The organism is Pseudomonas mandelii (genome assembly GCF_002251635.1).
In the GTDB taxonomy this organism is placed as follows: domain Bacteria; phylum Pseudomonadota; class Gammaproteobacteria; order Pseudomonadales; family Pseudomonadaceae; genus Aquipseudomonas; species Aquipseudomonas mandelii_B.
Genome location: NZ_NMOJ01000024.1, coordinates 1 through 16,557, shown reverse-complemented (window position 1 = coordinate 16,557; position 16,557 = coordinate 1). Strand labels below are relative to the sequence as shown.

Genomic DNA, 16,557 nt, shown 5'->3' with positions numbered 1-16,557 from the left:
CAGACTGAAGACGCAAGTGTGGAGGGTTATCGTGTCAAAGCCTGATTCTGAAAGGCGTGAGCGCAACTCGACGCTGAAAAATTTCAGACTTCAGTGGGCGCTGATGAGTGCTTACGAACGTTTCGAACAATTGGTTGTTCTTGCGCTCAGTCTCATCATCGCGTCTGTGATTATGATGGCGCTACTGCAGCTCTGTCGCAGGGTCGTGCCGTTGTTGATCAGTGGTGCGATTGATCCTCTGGACCACGATGTTTTCCAGGCCCTCTTTGGCTCAATCTTCACCGTGCTGATAGCCCTGGAGTTCAAGCATTCGATTGTGCGCCCCGCCTTAAGACGCAACAGCATCGTTCAGGTTCGCACAGTGCTGTTGATCGCCCTGCTGGCGCTCAGCCGGAAGTTCGTTATTCTCGATTCTGCCGCTACTCCTGCGCTCACCATTGCCGCACTAGGATTTGCCACCCTGGTACTCGGCATCGTCTGCTGGCTCTTACGAGAGCGTGATAAGGATGACTTACGAGAAAGTGATAAGGATGAATAGCTACAATTCTTGGTGAACGCTCCGGATCTGGTGCTTAGTCCAGAAGAATTTGCAGAACTGAGCGCTCAGCTTGAAAGCTCTGCTCAACACGCCTGGCCGTGGAAGCATTACCGGTCCTGATGTGGGATGAGGGTCAATGCTATGGCCGTTGAAGGCAATGCAGGACAATTATTGGGCGTCGTCATTTTGCTTGCCGCCGCCGTGCTGGTAGTGCCGCTGTTCAAACGCATCGGGCTCGGCTCAGTGGTCGGTTACCTGGCGGCGGGCCTGATCATTGGCCCCTTCGGACTGCAACTTTTCAATGACCCCCACACCATCCTTGAGGTGGCCGAGTTGGGCGTGGTCATGTTTCTTTTTGTGATTGGCCTGGAGATGAAACCCTCTCACCTATGGGACCTGCGTAGGCAGATCTTTGGGTTGGGCAGCCTGCAGGTGGTGGTCAGTGCATGTCTGCTCACTTTTGTCGGCATGGCTTTCGGATTCTCTTGGCAGGTGTCATTTGTCTGCGCAGCGGGTTTTGTACTCACCTCCACGGCTCTGGTTATGCAAGTTCTCTCGGAACGCGGTGACATTACCGAGCCGAGAGGGCAGCACGTCGTGTCCATTTTGCTGTTTGAAGACCTGTTGATAGCCCCTTTGCTGGCGGTGGTGGCATTTCTGGCGCCCACGGAGTTGGCGAATGGACCCACGTCTCCACTTTGGCAACGCATAGGTATCGCAGCGCTGTCCTTGGGTGCATTGGTGGCCATCGGGTTGTGGCTGCTCAATCCCCTGTTTCGGGTATTGGCCCAAGTCAAAGCGCGCGAGGTAATGACTGCCGCTGCGCTGCTGGTTGTGTTGGGCGCAGCGTTGCTGATGGAACTCGGCGGTCTTTCAATGGCGATGGGGGCTTTCGCGGCCGGTGTGTTGCTGTCCGAATCCACTTTCCGCCACCAGTTGGAGGCCGACATCGAGCCGTTTCGCGGCCTGCTGCTGGGGCTGTTTTTCCTCGGCGTCGGCATGTCGCTGGATCTGCAATTGGTGGCCGAGGCCTGGAAGCTCATCATCTCCGGCGTGCTGGCGCTGATGGTGGTCAAGGCGCTGTGTATTTATGCGGTCGCGCGCCTCGCGAAAAGCGGTCATGACGACGCGCTGGATCGCGCCTTGCTGATGGCGCAGGGTGGCGAATTTGCTTTTGTGCTGTTTGCCGAAGCGCTCAAACTCAGGGCCATCAGTCCTGAAGTCAACGCCAATATGACGGCTATTGTGGTGCTCTCCATGGTCATAACGCCGGTGACTTTATTGCTGTACAAACGGTTTGCTCGCGCGCGGACCGTTTCCCTGGACGGTGTGGAAGCCGCACAGAATCTGCGCTGCAATGTACTCATCATCGGTTTTGGCCGTGTGGGGCAGATTGCCTGCCAAGCGCCGCTCGCTCAGGGAGCGAAAATTTCCATCATCGATATAAATCCAGAGGTCATCCGCGCCGTGACACCCTATGGTTTCAAGGTCTATTACGGCGATGGCGCCCGCCATGAAATATTGCACGCCGCTGGCGCCCATCACGCTCGCGCCATCATTGTTTGTGTGGACGATAAAAAAGCCGCGACTCGCATTGTCGAAAGTACGCGGCACTTCTGCCCGCAGGTGAAATTGGTGGTACGCGCTTTTGACCGCGAACATGCGCTGGAATTGGTCAAACACGACGCCGACTACATAGTGCGGGAAACCTTTGAGGCCGCCCTGCTGCTCGGCCGTCAGGCCGTGGTGACTCTGGGGGCGTCGGAGCACGAAGCCGACGCGGTGATCGACGAAGTGCGCAAACGCGATGCCGAACGTTTTGCCTTGGAAACATCGGGCGGGCTGTTTGCCGGGCGAGCGTTGGTGCTGGGAAATATTGAGCGCATCGAGCCGCCGAACCCTGAGGCGCGGGAGAACGCGAATGCTGCAGCCCTGACCACGTCAAACAGGCTTCAGCGTAACGAACTGGCTCGTCAACCATGCATGGAGCCGGGAAACTGCCGGGGACACCTGTTTGCGGTGCGCGCACACCAGACTCAGCGGTAAACCCTCACCCTGATGATTCTCCATCAACACCACGAGCCGTCCTGCCATGACATCCGCACTCACATCCAGCCAGGATTTGTAGGCGATGCCTTCGCCTTCGATGGCCCAGCGCCGGGCGATGTCGGCGTCGTCACTGAACAGCGGCCCGGACACCTGCACGGTGCGGTGGCCCAGGTTCCATTTGTCGTAGATTCGGCCGTTTTGCAGATACAGCAAGCAAGCGTGATCCAGCAAATCCTCCGGTGCCTGTGGACTGCCGTTTCGCGCCACATAGTCAGGCGATGCGACCAGCACGCGCCGATTCCACGGCGCCAACGGCAACGCGATGTAGTTAGCGTCTTCGTTCAGGCCATAGCGAATGGCGACATCCACCGGATCGCGAAAGAGGTCGGCCACCTGGTCGGAAAGGAAAAAGCGCAGGCTGAGCGCTGGGTGTTCGCGTCGGAATGCCGAAAGCCAAGGCAACAGCACATTACGTCCCAGATCCGACGGCGCGGAGACTTGAAGCACCCCTTGCAGGCGGGCGTTTTCACCGCGCAGGTTTTCGCGTCCTTGCTTCAAGGCCTCAAGCACTGACAGCGCGGTGGGCAAATATTGCTCGCCTTCGGCCGTCAGACGGAGGCTTCGGGTTGTCCGTGCGAACAGACGCACGTTCAATTCTCGCTCCAGACGCTTGATCGCGGCAGCGACCTGGCCCGGCAGCAGGTCGGCCTCATGCGCTGCGGCGGTAAAACTCCCCAAGGCCGCACTGCGAAGAAACAGACCGAGGTCATCAATACGGATCATTTTCACTCCAGCAGTGAAAGTGTTGGCGCATTCTGCCGGTTTTTCTTTGCCGTGGGGAAGACAAAACTACTCGCAACGTCAGGCATCAACCCCTTAGTCAGCGAGTGTCCATGAAAGCGATTACGTTTACCCAACACGGCTTACCGATTGAAGATCCTCAATCCCTGCAGGACGCCGAGGTCCCTAAACCTGCGCCCGGCCCCCAGGATCTGCTGGTGGAAGTGCGGGCCGTTTCAGTCAACCCCGTCGATACCAAGGTTCGCGCCGGCACTTTCGCCAAGGAACCGAAAATACTGGGGTGGGACGCGGCAGGTATCGTCCGCGAGGTCGGCTCTGAGGTGACGCTGTTTCAGCCGGGTGATGAAGTGTTCTATGCAGGCTCGATTGCCCGCACCGGCAGCTACAGCGAATTCCATCTGGTCGATGAGCGGATCGTCGGGCACAAGCCTCGTTCATTGAGTGCAGCCGATGCGGCCGCGTTGCCGTTGACCTCAATCACTGCCTGGGAATTGTTGTTTGACCGGCTCGGTGTCGTCGAGGGTTCGGGGGAGGGCAAGTGCCTTCTCATCGTCGGGGCGTCCGGTGGAGTCGGTTCGATGCTGGTTCAGCTGGCCCGCCAGCTCACCGGCCTTACGGTCATCGCGACTGCATCGCGCCCGGAAACAGCCGACTGGGTCAGGCAACTCGGCGCTCACCATGTGATTGACCACCATCAACCGATGCCGGCGCAATTGCAGGCACTGGGCCTGGAGTCTGTCAGTTACATCGCGAGCCTTACCCACACTGAAATCCATTTTCAGCAACTGGTTGAAATGCTGCGTCCGCAAGGGCGTCTGGGGGTGATTGACGACCCGCAAAGCCTGGATGTGATGCCGCTCAAAACCAAGTCGCTGTCCCTGCATTGGGAGCTGATGTTTACCCGATCGCTCTTCGAAACTCCGGACATGATTAACCAGCATCACCTGCTCAATCGTGTCGCCAGCCTGATCGATGAAGGGTTGATTCAAACAACGCTCGGCGAGCATTTCGGCACCATCAACGCCGCCAATATGCGCCGCGCCCATGCGTTGGTGGAGAGTGGCAAGGCCAAGGGCAAGATCGTTCTCGAAGGTTTCTGATCACCCACCGGCAATGACAGATGGACAGCCTGGCTGATCCATCAGGAGCGCACTATGCATAAAAGAAAGTGGTTGCCNGGGTCATGGTTGAGATTGAAAAAGCACGGGTATCGATTGCGGTACTCAAGGCCAAAGCGGGTCAGCAAGAGGCCTTGAAAGCAGCACTCCTGGCCTTGGTCGAACCGACACGAGCGGAGCCGGGAAACCTGGATTACGTGTTGTTTGAACGACAGGATGAGCCCGGCACGTTCTTCATGCGCGAAGCCTTCACGGATCAGGCTGCACTCGATGCGCATTTTGCCACGCCGTACTTTCAGCGCTTTGCCGCGGCCAGCGACGACCTTCTGGCCGAGCCTTTGCAACTTATATTCCTTGAGCAAGTTTCGACTTAGAGTGAGTCAGTGCCGCATCCGCCTGTTCAATCGGCCAGACGCACCCGGTGCGTCTGATGGTCAGTCCTATGTATCGAGGGCTCTGCTGTGAAAGATTTTGCGCAACGAGGTGAGCGCCCAGCTCCTCAATGACTTGCGCAGCAGGGCGCTTTCCGTACTTGAGATTCAGGATAACGTGGTCCACCCCGATTTCCTCAAGCGCCTCCAGCAAAGCCCGGAGGTGGACGCGTCCAAGCCTGAACCCCAAATGAATGTGAGTGGGTGGCGTGGACGGGTTCTCACTGAGGTCGATGTAAAGCGACTGAGTGAAGGGCTTATAGATGGAACCACATTGCTTCATGACTTCCAGTCGCCAATCTTCCACGATCAGTCGCTGCATTTTCGGCGCGCGCGGATAGTTGATCCATCCGACGCTTTCGCGCGCGATCCAATCCAGTGACTGGCGGCTATGCCCGGTCACGAGCATTGGAATGACCTGGGTTGTGGGTTTCGGAATGAGGTCTGCGCCCTGCAGCTCACCACCGCTCCAGCGGATGGGTTCAAAGCTTGTGCTGTGGGCTCGGCGAATCACTTCGTAGTGCTCTCGAAAGATTTCTCCGCGCCTTTCGGGATCGACGTCAAAGGCCGAAAACTCCACTGGGCGATCGCCGGAGGCTACCCCAAGAATCAATCGACCTGCGCTCAACTGATCGACGCTGGCTGATGCCTTGGCCGTGTGCAGAGGATGGTGTAAAGGGATGGCGATGGATGCGGTGCCTAGCGCTATCTCCGACGTATGAGCGGCCATATAGCCCAGGTAAACCCATGGGTCGAAGACTTGGCCAACATCGCCGAAACCAGGGTCCCGAAGAGGCACGTCGCGAAACCAGAGCGCGGAGAAGCCCAGTGCCTCTGCTCGCTTGGCCAATTCGACCTGGTTGAGCATGCTCGGAGTGTCCCCATCGAAGGCCTCCAAAGGAAAGAACAATCCCAGGCTCAAATGACCCGGAGTGAACGTTCGCCTGAACCCTCGATGCTCCTGATAAGGAACCGTGCTTGGCCGATACATAATCATCTTCCTCAATGGAAGAACGTGAACCGCGGGTCGACCGGATTGAGAGGCGAGTTGTTGGCGATATGCGCGTGCAGGTCCGGATTGGCAAGGAACGGGCGGTCAAAGGCAATCAGATCGCTCCAGCCCAATACTGATCACTCAGCAACGGACTGGGAGGGCGTTGTTCCAACGCGTCACGCAGTAAAAAAAAGCCCACTGACCCGGTGACGGTCAGTGGGCTTTTTGTATCCGGTTGTCCGATCAATTACCCACCACTAACCTTCCAATGTTTCACGTCATCCGCAAACACCATCTGCTTCATCTCATGAGCAATACCATAGGCCAGCGATTCATGTGCGGCGATAACTTTTTCCTCCGCAGACAAGCAATGAAAAATGTCGAGTTTGGTCGCTGCATCAGCGGTTTCGAGCATGAAGATTTGCACGTAGCGTGCGAGGTCATTGTCGAGGCTGGACAGGTATTCCCGCAGTCGTTGGTGGTCGACGGATTTTTGGCTGAAGTACCAGTTCATCGGGTGAATCAGAAAGCGTGCGTGAGGAGANGTGATGCGACGGTTCGCCGCCAGGAACATGATGATGCCCATGGATTCGATATTGCCCGCGTTAATCGCGCAAAGCGGNACCGGCAGGGACTTCAGGAACGTGTAGAGAGTGAAGCCAAAATTGGTGCTGCCCCCGCAAGTGGACAGGTTCAACAGAAGGGAGGTGGCACCTTGATCGATGGCCTCAAGGCAGCAATCCCTGAACCGTTCGGTCGTCGCCTGGTCGATCTGGCAATGAAAATGCACGATGTGTTCAGTCATTGATTGACCTCCTGAGTGCGATGCAGGGAGGGCTTGCAAGCGCTATTCAGTCTAGTAAACATCGATTATTTGGTGTGAAAAGCCATCGTAAGGTGGCATCGACGAATGGGACAGCCGTCAGTCGAATGAGCGACATTTTAATGGAACCAAACGTCCAAATCCGCTCGTCGTGAGCCCCGTATTTCCGTTCAAACTTTCCCTTTTGCGTGTCCTCCGAATTGTACGGGCCCATGCTCGTGCCAATGATGTAGAGGTGAACCAAAATGGCCAATACAGGAAACAACAATCCAGGCAATTTTTCCAATGACCGGGACAAGGCTTCTGAAGCCGGCAAGAAAGGCGGAGAAGCGTCTGGCGGAAATTTTGCCAACGATCCACAACGCGCGTCTGAAGCCGGTCAAAAAGGAGGTCAAGCTTCTGGCGGACAGCCCTCGCGTGATAAAGGCAGCATGTCTGGAGGTGGGCAGGGTACCAATCGCGGAGGGGAATTTACCGACGATAAGGAAAACATGTCCAAGCCAGGCCAAAAAGGCGGCCAGGCTTCCGGCGGACAGCAGTCTAACAAGGCTGATCAATCGTCCAGCGGCGGGCAAGGAAGCGGACGCGGTGGCAATTTCGCCGATGACCGCGACAAGTCGTCTGGAACAGGGCGCAATGATGATGGGATGAGCGGAGGTGGAGGACGTAAATCCTGATGTCGTCTGACCCCATCAAGCCCCGAATTTTTCGGGGCTTGATTTCTATGGCACTGCTTGTCTTATCTTGCATCAGTTGCCGGGTGAGACTGGAGGAGGGGAGTCGAGTTACGTCGAGCTGGCCGCCTAGCGATTAAGAATTTTTTTGATGATTGCACGTCCATCAGTGCGGCTGTTTCAACGCGCCACACAGTAAATNGCCGTCTGGCGGGTGTAGAGGCTGCACGCAGTGCGCTTCATTACGTTGCCCCAGTGGGGGAGAAAGACATTTACATAACGCGAGCGATGGCGAACATTTCGCCGTTTCTTTCGCCGCCTTAGGCATCACTGCTACGTAAGGTCAAATCGCTCCAACGCATAATCCTTACCTGCCAAAGTAAGTTCAAAAATGGTGGCGCCAAACGTACCTCGGGTCACTTTTTGCGTCACGAGACGTTTAGCCTGGAGTTGCTTAAGACCGGTTTCAACTTCTAACGTGCTGAGTGAGACCAGTTTGCAAACCGAGTTCAAGTTTGCAACTTTTCTGAAGTTCGCATGATAGGCCAAAACTTCCATCAGTAGCGTTTGGTTATCGGTCAATTTTGGAAACTGAGGATTGTTCTTTTTGTAAACCTTTCGCTCTATCTCGTGTAACTCGCCGTCAGTTCCATCAGGGATGCGGACGTAGTAAATCGCTACAGACAGCGTGCTGATGAAAATCGCGATAATCATCAGCAGCGACCAATTCGGCATTGGCGTTTCCAGCAAAAGCCAATCCCCCAAACGTAGCAGCCAGCTCGTGGTATCTGCCAACAATGTCAGTTCGAAATAAGTTTCGAGCGAATTTATGGCAACCCAAGCGACAACGAAAATCCCAGCCAGGTAGGCCATGGCCTTAAGCGTGAACGAGGATTGCTTGCCTTGTGCTGCCATGCTACTCGTCTCGACCGCAGAAACAGATGCTATCAGCATAGCAGTGGAATAGCGGCCGTCTGGCACCTCACCTGCAAGGTCCAGCATTTGGCCTTATCAAACCAACGGACTCCCGCGCATCCCCCGCGCCGGATCATCCAGCAACCTGAATTGCTCCACCATGAAATCAATCAACATCCGCATCGACGGCAGCATCCCGTGCCGGCTCGCAAACACCGCATAGATCATCTCAGTCCGCGGCGCCCAGTCAGGCACCACCACCACCAGTTGCCCGCGCTCGATAAAGTCATGCACCAGCGACATCGGCATCTGCGCAATGCCAACGCTGTCTATCGCCGCGCAGCGCAGCATCGGCAGTCCCTTGGTAATCAGTTGCGGACGATGCTGGATCGTAAATTCCGCGCCATCTTGATGGAACAACGTCCAACTGTAATCACGTTGCGGGCTGCCGTGATGGACGCTGGGGAATCGTGCCAGTTCTCCCGGCTCGTGGGGTACACCGAGGCGGTTCAACAGCGCGGGACTGGCCACCAGGCATTGCGGCCGCTGGGACATGACGCGGTTGACCAGGTCCGAATCCTGAAGGGGAGGCGGGCGGACTCTCAGTGCCAGGTCAACGCCTTCGGCGACCACGTCGACCTGACGGTCGCTGGCTTCCAGATGCACTTCGACACGCGGGTGCATGGCCATGAATCGGGTGATGATGCCGCCGACGCACTCCTCCAGTAACACCGTCGGGCAGGTGACGCGCAACAAGCCGCCGGGTTCTGTGCGCGTCATGGCGACGGCGGCTTCGGCGGCTTCCGCGCCTTTGAGCATGGAACGGCAATGGGCGTAATACGTCTGGCCCAGTTCCGTCACCTTGAAGTTGCGGGTGTTACGGATGATCAGGCGCACGCCCAGGCGTTCTTCGAGCAGCGCAATGCGGCGACTGAGGTTGGATTTTGGAATGCCCAGCGCCCGTGCGGTCGGCGCGAAGCCGCCGTGGTCCACCACCATCACAAAGTACTGAAGGTCATTGAGGTCGAGCACCGGGCGGCATCCATTCGGCCAAAAGAGGCCAACTATACAAGAACGATCGTCCAATGGATGGGAAAGACAAACCCGTTTTTCGGGACTGGTTCACAAGACAGCAAAGCGCCTAGATTGCCGCCGTTCGGTTGGTTCATTAAAGGAGCTTCAGATGTTACGCAGGACGATTCTCGCNGGGCATGCCCCCGATTTTCTCTGGATTATTAAAACTTGAACAAGCTGTCCGAGATGCATTCTTTTGTCATGGTGGTGGACACCGGCAGTATTTCCGAAGCCGCTCGGCGTTTGGGTATCGCAAAATCCATGGTCAGCCTGCGGATCCAGCAACTGGAAAAGCGCCTGGGCAGTATTTTGCTGGAGCGGGGGCGTCAGGCCCGGCTGACGGAGTCGGGCGAAGTGTTTTACCGTTATTGCGTGCGTATTCTCGCTGATGTGGAAGACGCCGAAGACGCGGTGCAGGCGTTTCAATCGAGCTTGCGCGGTGTGCTGCGACTTGCCGCGCCGATGGCCTTCAGCATTCGTTACCTGACGCCGATCCTGTCGTCCTTCGCGGTGCGTTACCCGGAGTTGCGGCTGGATATCGAGTTCGATGATCGCCACGTCAATCTGCACGAAGAACGCTATGACGCGGCCATCCGCATCGGCGAGTTGCCGGACTCCTCGCTGGTCGCCAAGACCATCACGCCCAACCGCCACATCATCTGCGCGAGCCCGGAATACCTGGCCGCACACGGCACACCGCAAACCCCGCAAGAGCTGTCCCAGCATTTCGCCATGCTCTATGTGAATCGCGAACCTCACGGTATGTGGACGCTGCCGGTGAACAACACCCTGGAATCGTTCCGTGTGCGCTGCCGGATGCGCACCAACAATGGCCATCAACTCATGGAAGGCGCCAAGGCCGGCATGGGCCTGGCGATTCTGCCGACCTTCCTGGCAGCGCCGGCGATTGTGGCCGGTGAGCTCAAGGAAGTGCTGGCGCCTTATGCCCCGCGTGGCGGCAACATTTCGGCGGTCTACCGGCAATCCCAGCGAGCGTCGCCCAAGCTTCATGCGCTGACCAGCTTCCTCATCGAACAGATCGGCAACCCGCCGGTGTGGGAGCAAATGCTTGCGGCTCACACGCGTTCAATCGTTCTGGAAAAACGAAACCGGGAATCGTCTTTTGCCGGCTTATGAGCCTGCGCACCGTCCCATATGCTTTTCCCTAACAGACGCATTCTGACGTCTGACAGGGAAGAAAACGGATGAAGAGTACCCTTGACAATCCTGCTCGCCGGGCGGTTCTGGCCGGCGGAGTTGTGGCCGCTGCGACGTTGGCGGCGGGCAGTGGTTTGGCGCAAGCGTTGGAGTCCAGCGGTATGGCTGGCAAGCGTGGCGCTGATCGCGCGGCAGTAGATGTGATCATCGTTGGCGGTGGTTCGGCGGGCGCGGTGCTGGCCCGTCGTTTGAGCGAAAACACCGCGCGCCAGGTGTTATTGCTTGAAGCCGGCCATGGCTACGGCCCGCACAATTACCCCGAGATCGTGGCCAGCAGCGACATCGTCGGCGCTAACGCCAATCCTGAATTCGAGTGGGGTTACAAGACCCGAGCGGGCTACATCGACCACCCCATCGGCGCCTTGCGTGGCAAGGTGTTGGGAGGGAGTTCGGCGATCAACGGCGCGGTGGCCATCCGTGCCCGCGCCACCGATTTCAAGCGTTGGGATTTGCCAGGCTGGAGCTACGAAGAACTGCTGCCGTCGTTCAAAAAACTGGAAACCCACAGCGGCGGTGCCAGCGCGTTGCACGGCCATGAAGGACCGCTGCCGGTGCATCAACTCGGCAAGGCCGATGTCACCCCCATGCAGCGCGCGTTCATCTACGCGACCTTCGCCAATGGCTACCGGGTGATCGAGGACTTCGACGGCGCTGACGCCCATGGCGTGGGCCCGTACCCGATGAACATCGTCAACGGCGTGCGGGTCAACACCGGCATGGCGTACCTCACCGACGAGGTGCGCGCCCGCGACAACCTGCAGATCCAGACCGACAGCCTGGTGGACAAAGTGCTGTTCGACGGCAAACGTGCGATCGGCGTGCAACTGGCCAACGGTGAAAAATTGTTGGCCGCTGAAGTGATCCTTTCCGCCGGCAGCTACGGCAGCGCCGCGATTCTCTTGCGTTCCGGGGTTGGGCCTGGCGAAGACCTGCGTGCCTTGCAGATTCCACCCGTCGCTGAACTACCGGTCGGGCAGAACCTGGTGGATCACCCGTTCTATTACAACGCCTATGCCGCCAAGCCTGACGTGATCGGCAGCCAGTCGCCCACCATCGGTGCCAAGCTCTGGACCCACAGCCGTTCCGCCGAAAATGGCGAGCTGGACCTGCACATCACCGCCACCCACTTGTTTCCTCATGATCAGAGCCCGACCGGTGTCGGCTTCGTGCTCGCCGTCGCCCTGACGCGGCCACTGTCCCGGGGCAAGGTGACGCTGGCCAGTCGTGATCCGTTCGTGGCACCGACCATCGACCTGAATTTTCTCGCCGAGCCCAAGGACCGCCAGCGCCTGCTGGATGGCATCCGCCTGGCCCGCAAAATCGGCAACACGGGGCCGCTGAATGCATTGATCCATTCCGAGCTCAACCCCGGCCAAGGCAACGACTCGGACGAGGCGTTGCTGGCCAGCGTCAAAGCCAGTCTCGACACCTATCACCACCCGACCTCGACGGCACCAATGGGCCGGCCGGGGGATGCGCGGGCGGTGGTCGACCTGCAAGCGCGGGTCATCGGTGTGCAGGGGCTGCGCGTCGTGGACGCGTCGATCTTCCCCGACGTGCCCTCGGTCGCCACCAACATCACCGTGATTGCCACCGCCGAGCACATTGCCCGTCTCTACGCTTAATTTTCAGGAACCTGCCTCTATGAACAGCACCCCGGTATTGAACTGGATCGACGGCCAATGGCTGGACTCCGGTGTTTACAAAGACTCCATCGACCCTGCGACCTACGAGCTGATTGGCCGATACGCAGAAGGCGGCTTGAACGAAGCGCAAGCCGGCATCAAGGCCGCGCAACGGGCATTTGCCAAAACGCCCTGGAAAGACGACCGCCAGTTGCGCGCACAGGTATTGCTGGAATTGGCGGATGCCTTCGAACGCAACGCCGATGAGCTGATCGACACCCTCGCACTGGAGAACGGCAAGATTCGGCCAGAAGCCGCGTTTGAAGTCGGTATGGTGCCCTCCAAGCTGCGCTATTACGCGGCGCTGGCGCGTGCCGAATACGGGCGTGCGGCCGAGCCAAAACCCGGCAAGATTTCCCTGGTGATTCGTCAGGCGGTGGGCGTGGCGGGCATCATCGTGCCGTGGAACTCGCCGGTGGTCTTGATGATTCGCTCGCTGGCTCCGGCGCTGGCGGCCGGTTGCACCACGGTCATCAAGATGCCCGGGCAAACCGCCCAGACCAACTGCCTGGTGGCCCGGATCATGAGCGAGGCGCTGTCGCTGCCGCGTGGCGTGATCAATCTGTTCAGCGAGCAGGGCGCGGCGGGCTCGATCCATCTGGTGGAATCACCGCGTGTTCCGGTGATCAGCTTCACCGGCAGCACCAGCACCGGCCGGGCGATTTCAGCCGCGGGTGCCCAGCACCTCAAGCGTTTTGGCCTGGAGTTGGGTGGGAAAACGCCGATGCTGGTGTTCAACGACGCCGACCTCGACGCCGCCGTGCCGACTCTGGTGAAAGCCCTGACGGTATTCGCCGGCCAGTTCTGCATGACCGGTTCGCGGCTGTTGGTGCAACGGGATATCGCCACGGCGTTGACCGAGCGACTGGCCGCGCGGCTGGAAGCGGTGCGCGTCGGGCCTGCGGCCGATTCGGCCAGCGAGATGGGGCCGTTGATCGATAAGCCCAACGTACAACGGGTCAATCAAATCGTGAAAGAGGCGATCACCGCCGGCGCCCAAGTCATCGTTCGCGGTGGTCCGGTGACCGATGGGCCGTTGGCCAAGGGCGCGTTCTATCGCCCGACGCTGCTGCGGGTCAGCGATCCCGACATGGCCATCGTCCAGCGCGAGACCTTCGGCCCGGTGCTGACATTGCAAGTGTTCGACAGAGAAGCCGAAGGCATCGAACTGGCCAACAACAGCGAGTTCGGCCTGGCCGCCAGTGTCTGGACCCGCGATGTCGACCGCGCGCTGCGGGTGGCTCGCGAACTGGAGGCGGGCACGGTGTGGGTCAATGACTGGGCCGTGGTCTATGACGAGTTTGAGGAGGGCGGTTTCAAACAGTCGGGGCAGGGGCGCCTGAACGGCGTGGCGGCCATGGATGATTTTGTCGAGTACAAACACATCGCCCTCAATCCCGGCCTGCGCAAGGGCTGAATCTAATGCGGCCCACCCGATTATTGATCGGCGCGCTGCTGGCGGGGACGCTGACCGCGCCCTCCGCTTTTGCCGCCCACGAGCATGATGTGTCACCCATGAGAAGTGCCCCCATGTCCAAGGACAGACTTTACGACGCGTTACTTGACGCGCTGACCGCGACGTTCGGCCATCACCCGGGCTTTCGCGCGACCCATGCCAAGGGTGTGTTGCTCAGCGGAACCTTCATGGCGTCGCCGCCCGCTCCGGTACTGAGCCGGGCGGCCCATTTGCAGGGGCAACCGGTGCCGGTGTTGCTGCGGTTCTCCAATTTCAGCGGCGTACCCGCCACCGAGGACGGCGACCCGATGGCCAGCCCTCATGGCCTGGCCATTCGTTTTACCCTGCCGGACGGTGAATTCACCGATATCGTGACCCACTCGTTCGACGGCTTCCCGGTGGCCACACCCGAAGACTTCCTGAGTTTTCTGCAAGGCATCGCCGCCAACTTCGCTACGCCGCCGGACCCGCTGCCGCTGCAAACCTTTCTGGCCAGTCATCCCCGCGCCGAACATTTCCTTCAAACGCCCAAGCCCGCGCCGAGCAGTTACGCCGGTATCGAGTACTTCGGCATCAACGCCCTGGTGTTCACCAACCGTCAGGGTGAAGCGCATGTCGGTCGCTACCGGATTGAACCGTTGCGGGCAGAACCGGCATTGAATGAGCAGCAAGCCGCCGCGATGCCTGCGGATTATTTACAGGACGAAATCAGCGCTCGGTTGGGCAGGGGCGCTGTGAAGTTGCGTCTGGTGGTGCAATTGTCGGCGCCTGGGGATGCCATCGAGGACGGTTCGATCCCATGGCCGCGCAGCCACGATGAAGTTGAACTGGGGATTCTGACCCTGGATGCGCTTGTTCCTGCCGCACAGCAACAATCCGCCCAGCAGCGCCTCGACTTCAATCCCGGGCGCTTGACCGACGGCATTGCACCGAGTGACGACCCGATGATTCTGGCGCGCGAACGCATTTACCAGCGGGCGCTGCTCAGGCGGCAGCAGGCATGAGCATTGACGCCGAGATTGGCGTCAGCGTGATTGTGCATGAGGTCAATCCACAGCATCAGGCGTTGTATGAGCAATGGATGAACAAGGCCATCGACGCGCATCGGCAGTTTCCGGGTTACCTGGCGACGGACGTGGTCATGCCTGTTGGCTCGCACCTGCGTTACGCGATCATTTTGCGGTTCGTGAGTAAGGGGCACGTTGTGGCGTGGCTGGAATCCCAGGTTCGTCATGCGTTGTTGCGCGAGTCCTTGCCTTGGTTGCGGCAGGATTATCACCGTACTGACGATGATTCGAAATTCTGGTTTGAACCAGTGCAAGGTCGGGTGACTGTTGCGCGATGGAAGCAATGGGTGCTGTCGTGGTTGATCGTTTTGCCGTTGACGGTGTTCTTGCCGTGGGGGTTGGCGATGCTGCTTGAACTGGCTGATCTGCGATGGCCGGTCTGGGTATTCAAGGTAACGGTTGCAGGGTTGGTGTCGTTCAACATGGTGTATTGGTTGATGCCGTTGACGACGCGGTTGATGGCGCGGTGGTTGTTGAAGTGACGACCGAGTGAGGGTTGCCCGCAGCCCGTTTAAACAAAAAATCAGACACGTTTAAATGAAGCTTGCTGTTACCGCATGGAGGCTACAACGCCTTGCGCCACTCCCTACACGTAAGACAGAATCCGCCGGCTTGTGCGTCTGGGGCATGGGTTTTATCGTTCCTGGGTCACTGAAAAACAGTGATCGGGTTTGGTAGCCCGGTATGTCCAGGCGCATAGCACCACCTTTTGCAGAGGTCGTTTTTATCTCTGTTTTTATGGTGGCCATGCGCAGGGCTCCTTCGGGGGCGCCGGGTTCCTGGACCGGTCTACCAACCTGTGTATGGCCGCCACCCTACGTTTGGTAGCGAAGGGTGATGGCTCCTCATTAGTTATCCAGGAGTTCCATCTATGATCAAACCAACGCCAAACCCACCGGAGACCGATCCGGCATCCCCCTACGAATCCCTCGATTCAAAAAAACTCCACGAAGCCGCCGAGCGCGCCCTCGACCACTACCTCAACCCGGGGGCCCACATTATGGCAAGCCCCCACGAACCCGAACCCATGTTCCTCGCCAACCCCAAGTACGACACCGAATCCCTGCTGGCCAACGCCAGCGAATCACTGGGCTCGGCCACCACCATGCTCAGCAACTTCGCCGCGTTACTGGATAACTCACACCGCAAGACCCTGCTGGGGATCACGCAAGTGGTCATGTTGGGAGAATTGGCCGTGAACCAGGCGCTGGATAACGTCGAGCCGAAGGCGTAAATCACCATCCCCTGTGGCGAGGGGGCTATGTGGCTAGGGGGCTTGCCCCCGTTGGGTTGCGTAGCAGCCCCAAAATCTCGGCACCTATTGAAGATTTTTGGGAGCGCTCCGCACTCCAACGGGGGCNNTGTTATCGCCGCTGCCCCCTGTAGGAGTGAGCCTGCTCGCGATGGCGGTGGANCGTGAAACCTTAACTGGTGTCCAGAATTACTTGACCAGTTCAAGCCCGCTCCCACAGTGGATTTTTGTCTTACTCAGATTTTGAGTTCGCTGGAGATCACCTGTAGGAGTGAGCCTGCTCGCGATGGCGGCGGATCAGTCGACATCCATGTTGAATGAACAATTGCTATCGCGAGCAAGCTCGCTCCCACAGTGGATGGGTGTCATCCCCGGTTTTTTTGATCGCCACTAAACCCTGTGAGAGTGAGCTTGCTCGCGATGACGGTCGCACATTTAACAGATGAGGTGGCAGGTAGATCG

14 protein-coding genes and 3 pseudogenes are annotated in these 16,557 nt (G+C 58.5%); 12 read left to right on the top strand and 5 right to left on the bottom strand.

Annotation, left to right across the window (positions count from 1 at the left end; genetic code table 11):
* The first annotated feature begins 103 nt into the window (after positions 1 to 103).
* Positions 104 to 538 (top strand): phosphate-starvation-inducible PsiE family protein, encoded by a 435-nt coding sequence (locus B7L09_RS03935; protein ID WP_049870760.1) that lies wholly within the window; start codon positions 104 to 106, stop codon positions 536 to 538.
* Positions 539 to 679: 141 nt separating this feature from the next.
* Positions 680 to 2,584 (top strand): monovalent cation:proton antiporter-2 (CPA2) family protein, encoded by a 1,905-nt coding sequence (locus B7L09_RS03930; protein ID WP_094467831.1) that lies wholly within the window; start codon positions 680 to 682, stop codon positions 2,582 to 2,584.
* Here B7L09_RS03930 and B7L09_RS03925 read toward each other — a convergent pair.
* The gene (locus B7L09_RS03925) at positions 2,480 to 3,370 is read right to left on the bottom strand and encodes a LysR family transcriptional regulator (RefSeq protein WP_094467830.1); all 891 of its coding nucleotides are present in this window, start codon (positions 3,368 to 3,370) and stop codon (positions 2,480 to 2,482) included. The two genes, B7L09_RS03930 and B7L09_RS03925, sit on opposite strands and share 105 nt — an antisense overlap.
* A 110-nt stretch (positions 3,371 to 3,480) precedes the next feature.
* On the opposite strand from B7L09_RS03925, the gene B7L09_RS03920 reads away from it, so the two are divergent.
* Entirely contained in the window at positions 3,481 to 4,488 is a 1,008-nt protein-coding gene (locus B7L09_RS03920; RefSeq protein WP_094467829.1) for a zinc-binding alcohol dehydrogenase family protein, read from the top strand.
* Positions 4,489 to 4,571: 83 nt separating this feature from the next.
* The gene (locus B7L09_RS03915; protein WP_094467847.1) at positions 4,572 to 4,880 is read left to right on the top strand and encodes a putative quinol monooxygenase; all 309 of its coding nucleotides are present in this window, start codon (positions 4,572 to 4,574) and stop codon (positions 4,878 to 4,880) included.
* A gap of 97 nt (positions 4,881 to 4,977) precedes the next feature.
* Here the strand turns inward: B7L09_RS03915 and B7L09_RS03910 are convergent.
* Positions 4,978 to 5,928, bottom strand: a pseudogene (locus B7L09_RS03910) (LLM class oxidoreductase); the annotation flags it as partial.
* A 250-nt stretch (positions 5,929 to 6,178) separates the two neighbouring features.
* The gene (locus B7L09_RS03905) at positions 6,179 to 6,736 is read right to left on the bottom strand and encodes an ATP-dependent Clp protease proteolytic subunit (protein ID WP_094467828.1); all 558 of its coding nucleotides are present in this window, start codon (positions 6,734 to 6,736) and stop codon (positions 6,179 to 6,181) included.
* 263 nt (positions 6,737 to 6,999) lie between these two features.
* On the opposite strand from B7L09_RS03905, the pseudogene B7L09_RS32230 reads away from it, so the two are divergent.
* A pseudogene (locus B7L09_RS32230) lies at positions 7,000 to 7,161 on the top strand (con-10 family general stress protein); the annotation flags it as partial.
* A gap of 471 nt (positions 7,162 to 7,632) precedes the next feature.
* Positions 7,633 to 7,752 (top strand): annotated as a pseudogene (locus tag B7L09_RS32225) (AraC family transcriptional regulator); the annotation flags it as partial.
* Between the two features lie 9 nt (positions 7,753 to 7,761).
* On the opposite strand, the gene B7L09_RS03890 reads toward B7L09_RS32225, so the two are convergent.
* Together B7L09_RS03890 and B7L09_RS03885 are read right to left on the bottom strand one after the other, a co-directional pair.
* Positions 7,762 to 8,343, bottom strand: a complete 582-nt coding sequence (locus B7L09_RS03890) for a hypothetical protein (RefSeq protein ID WP_094467846.1) — start codon at positions 8,341 to 8,343, stop codon at positions 7,762 to 7,764.
* 96 nt (positions 8,344 to 8,439) lie between these two features.
* Positions 8,440 to 9,375 (bottom strand): LysR substrate-binding domain-containing protein, encoded by a 936-nt coding sequence (locus B7L09_RS03885; protein WP_094467826.1) that lies wholly within the window; start codon positions 9,373 to 9,375, stop codon positions 8,440 to 8,442.
* Between the two features lie 210 nt (positions 9,376 to 9,585).
* Here B7L09_RS03885 and B7L09_RS03880 point away from each other — a divergent pair, with 210 nt between their 5' ends.
* From B7L09_RS03880 to B7L09_RS03855, 6 genes are all read left to right on the top strand, one after another.
* Positions 9,586 to 10,554 (top strand): LysR family transcriptional regulator, encoded by a 969-nt coding sequence (locus B7L09_RS03880; protein ID WP_094467825.1) that lies wholly within the window; start codon positions 9,586 to 9,588, stop codon positions 10,552 to 10,554.
* Between the two features lie 68 nt (positions 10,555 to 10,622).
* On the top strand, positions 10,623 to 12,260 hold the full coding sequence (locus B7L09_RS03875) for a GMC family oxidoreductase (protein WP_094467824.1): 1,638 nt from the start codon (positions 10,623 to 10,625) through the stop codon (positions 12,258 to 12,260).
* Between the two features lie 19 nt (positions 12,261 to 12,279).
* The gene (locus B7L09_RS03870) at positions 12,280 to 13,737 is read left to right on the top strand and encodes an aldehyde dehydrogenase family protein (protein ID WP_094467823.1); all 1,458 of its coding nucleotides are present in this window, start codon (positions 12,280 to 12,282) and stop codon (positions 13,735 to 13,737) included.
* A gap of 113 nt (positions 13,738 to 13,850) precedes the next feature.
* A complete protein-coding gene (locus tag B7L09_RS03865; protein ID WP_094467822.1) occupies positions 13,851 to 14,780 on the top strand; it encodes a catalase family peroxidase in 930 nt (309 codons plus the stop codon).
* Complete coding sequence (locus B7L09_RS03860) at positions 14,777 to 15,325, top strand: putative antibiotic biosynthesis monooxygenase (RefSeq protein WP_094467821.1); 549 nt, start codon at positions 14,777 to 14,779, stop codon at positions 15,323 to 15,325. The genes B7L09_RS03865 and B7L09_RS03860 overlap by 4 nt, the downstream gene beginning before the upstream one ends.
* 389 nt (positions 15,326 to 15,714) lie before the next feature.
* Positions 15,715 to 16,077 carry a DUF6124 family protein gene (locus tag B7L09_RS03855; protein ID WP_094467820.1) on the top strand — a complete coding sequence of 121 codons (363 nt, stop codon included), beginning with the start codon at positions 15,715 to 15,717 and terminating at the stop codon, positions 16,075 to 16,077.
* Positions 16,078 to 16,557 lie beyond the last annotated feature (480 nt).